Source organism: Clostridium drakei (genome assembly GCF_000633595.2).
GTDB lineage: Bacteria > Bacillota > Clostridia > Clostridiales > Clostridiaceae > Clostridium_AM > Clostridium_AM drakei.
On the sequence record NZ_JIBU02000088.1, the window covers coordinates 1 to 2803 of the forward strand.

At 34.1% G+C, this 2803-nt stretch carries 4 protein-coding genes; all 4 read left to right on the plus strand.

The window, feature by feature from the left end; all coding sequences use genetic code 11:
- The first annotated feature begins 84 nt into the window (after positions 1–84).
- The 4 genes from tnpA (at position 85) to EG57_RS0224675 (ending at position 2738) form a co-directional block, all read left to right on the plus strand.
- On the plus strand, positions 85–420 hold the full coding sequence (tnpA, locus tag EG57_RS0224660) for an IS66 family insertion sequence element accessory protein TnpA (protein ID WP_032079726.1): 336 nt from the start codon (positions 85–87) through the stop codon (positions 418–420).
- Positions 420–788, plus strand: a complete 369-nt coding sequence (gene tnpB / locus EG57_RS0224665; protein ID WP_161782743.1) for an IS66 family insertion sequence element accessory protein TnpB — start codon at positions 420–422, stop codon at positions 786–788. The genes tnpA and tnpB overlap by 1 nt, the downstream gene beginning before the upstream one ends.
- Positions 789–865: 77 nt before the next feature.
- Entirely contained in the window at positions 866–2473 is a 1608-nt protein-coding gene (gene tnpC, locus EG57_RS0224670; RefSeq protein WP_032079728.1) for an IS66 family transposase, read from the plus strand.
- Positions 2460–2738: a hypothetical protein gene (locus EG57_RS0224675; protein ID WP_032079729.1), complete on the plus strand. Its 279-nt coding sequence runs from the start codon at positions 2460–2462 to the stop codon at positions 2736–2738. Before tnpC ends, EG57_RS0224675 begins: the two co-directional genes overlap by 14 nt.
- Positions 2739–2803 lie beyond the last annotated feature (65 nt).

The window sequence follows — 2803 nt, forward strand, 5'->3', positions numbered from 1 at the left end:
GTAAGCGATGGAACAAACACCGTCATGTAAAATAACTTCTCATTTGATATACTTTATTAAAGTAAAGATATGGGAGGTTTTATTTTGAAATCCACAACTGAAGATCTAGTTCTCTGGGAGCAGAGAATTAAGGAAAGAACAAAAAGTGGAATGTCTGTTTCAGAATGGTGTAAAAAGAATGAAATTAGCAAAAATAAGTATCATTATTGGAATCATAAAATAAGTAAAATTCAAAAGTCGGATAAAGAAATGGTCTTCGCTGAAGTCACTTCAATCATTTTAGATAAAATTGAGCCAAATCCAAATCCAGGCAAATCAGATGATTTTCAAGTATTCTTCAAAAACATACAGGTAACAGTTCCAAGCAACTTCAACGAAGATTCTTTAGCAGGACTAATGAAAGTTCTGCAGCGACTATGATGCGCCATATAGCCGATGATGCTGAACACATATATCTTGCACTTGGAGCAACAGATTTTCGAAAACAACAAAATGGACTTGCTGCATTAATTTCATTGAAGTTTAAATTAGATCCTTACTGTGGAAAAAGTGTTTTCTTATTTTGCAATAAAAAACATAGCTCGCTTAGAGCTTTAAGATGGGATACAAATGGTTTTATTTTGGTTACAAAATTTCTTTCTGATGAAATGAAATTTCAGTGGCCAAAGAATCAAGGAGAAGTAAGAGCTATAACAAAGCGCCAGCTTGAATGGCTTTTGGAAGGATTACAAGTTGATCAGAAAAAAGCACATAAAGAAAGTATTGATACTGAGGGAATGATTTTTTAATATATCCTAAAAGATAGAAAAATAGCCATTTTTCTAGTATAATATAATTGTCAGATTAACCAGAAAGGAGCCTTAAAATGCAGTATTTAGATGAAAAAAATCAACGAATTAAAGAACTTGAAAATGAAAATAGAAAACTGCAGGAAAAGGTACAATCTCTGGAGCATAATGTAGAAGTTCTAACTCAAGCAGTGTTATATGCAGCAAAACAGCGCTTTGGAGCATCAAGTGAGAAAACACCTCAGGTATACGGACAATGCTTTCTTTTTGGTGAATTAATTGATGAAATTCTAGATGAAGATGAAAATAAAGTTATAAATATCAAAGAACATAAAAGACCTGTAAGGAAAAAAGGTGACAGAGAAAACTTGATTAAATCACTGCCACATGAAGTAGTTGAATGTGTTCTTAATGATGAAGAAGCTGTGTGTAAAATCTGTGGCAGTGAACTTGAGATAATAGGAAAGAAAAAAGTAAGATCTGAAATGGAATATATTCCAGCAAAGCTGATAATAAAGGACTACGTCCAATATGTATATAAGTGTATCGAATGTGGTAAAAATGATACTAATCCATATGATTCTATATACTGTGCTGCTGCGCCAGCACCTGTGCTTACGCACTCTTTTGCTTCGCCTTCAATTGTGGCATGGGTAATGTATGAAAAATATGTAATGTCAATACCACTATATCGTCAGGAAAAGGATTTTAAAAGAATGGGTGCTGAACTTAAAAGAGATATGATGGCAAATTGGATGATTCGAAGCTCTGAATATTGGCTTAAACCCCTATATGATGAGATGCATAAACAACTTTTAACATGCAGTATTATAATGAGTGATGAGACAACCTGGCAAGTAAATCACGAAAATGGGAAAAAAGCATCCAGCAAATCCTTCATCTGGGTACATAGAACTGGAGATTATGAAGGACCTCCAATAATTTTATACGAATACACCAGTACCCGATCAGGTGATCATGCAAAGAAATTTCTTGAAGGTTTTGAAGGTTATCATGTAAGTGATGCCTACGCTGGATATGAAAAGGTGGAGGGAATTACACGGTGTCTTTGTTTCAGCCATTTAAGACGATATTATCTAGAAGCCATTCCATTGGACTCTAGAAAAAAAGAAATTCCAGGATCAGGCGGAGCCATTGGACGAGCTTATTGTGATAAACTCTTTAAACTAGAAAGAAAATGGAAAGAGTTGTCGCCTGAAGAAAGAAAAAAGAACAGACTTATAAAAAGTGTCCCTGTATTGGATGCCTTTTTCGCATGGGCTGAAAATACTTTCACTAATCAAGAGAACTTAAAAAAAGCTTTGAAATATACACTAAACCATAAAAAATATTTTACCAATTTCTTGCTTGATGGAAGAATCCCTTTATCTAATAATTTATCGGAGATCGCCGTGAAACCCGTGGCAATCACACGAAAAAACTCATTGTTTTCAGATTCAACTGCAGGAGCAGACGCATCAGCAATTATATTTAGCATCGTGAATACTGCAGCAGCCAATAATCTGGATGCTTACAAATATCTTGAATATATATTCCGAAATTTGCCCAATAGTAATTTTTTGTTAGACTTCTCAGTACTTAAGGAATATTTACCTTGGGCAGATAAAGTACAGCTTGAATGCAGAATAAATGCAAAGGGGGAATCTAGCAGTGAGTCAGCCTAATATTGACTATATGATGAATATGACAAAGGAATTTCTTAGTGAAAAAATTGATGGAATAGCTTATACTCTTGATTTTCCATATGAATTGGAACAGCGATATAAAAAAATGCATAGAGAAGACGATGATTACTGCGAATTGATATACGAATGCCTTTATGAAGAAGGTATAGCTCTGTATAATGAACTGTCAGACTCTGATTTTAAGAAGCTTATACGAAAACAATATAACTACATAAAGAAAATTGCCAAAGAAGGATTCTATTAAAAACCAGCTTCGCATATTGATGTGAAGCTGGTTTTTTTGGGTACGGTATGTGTTCCACCGCTTAC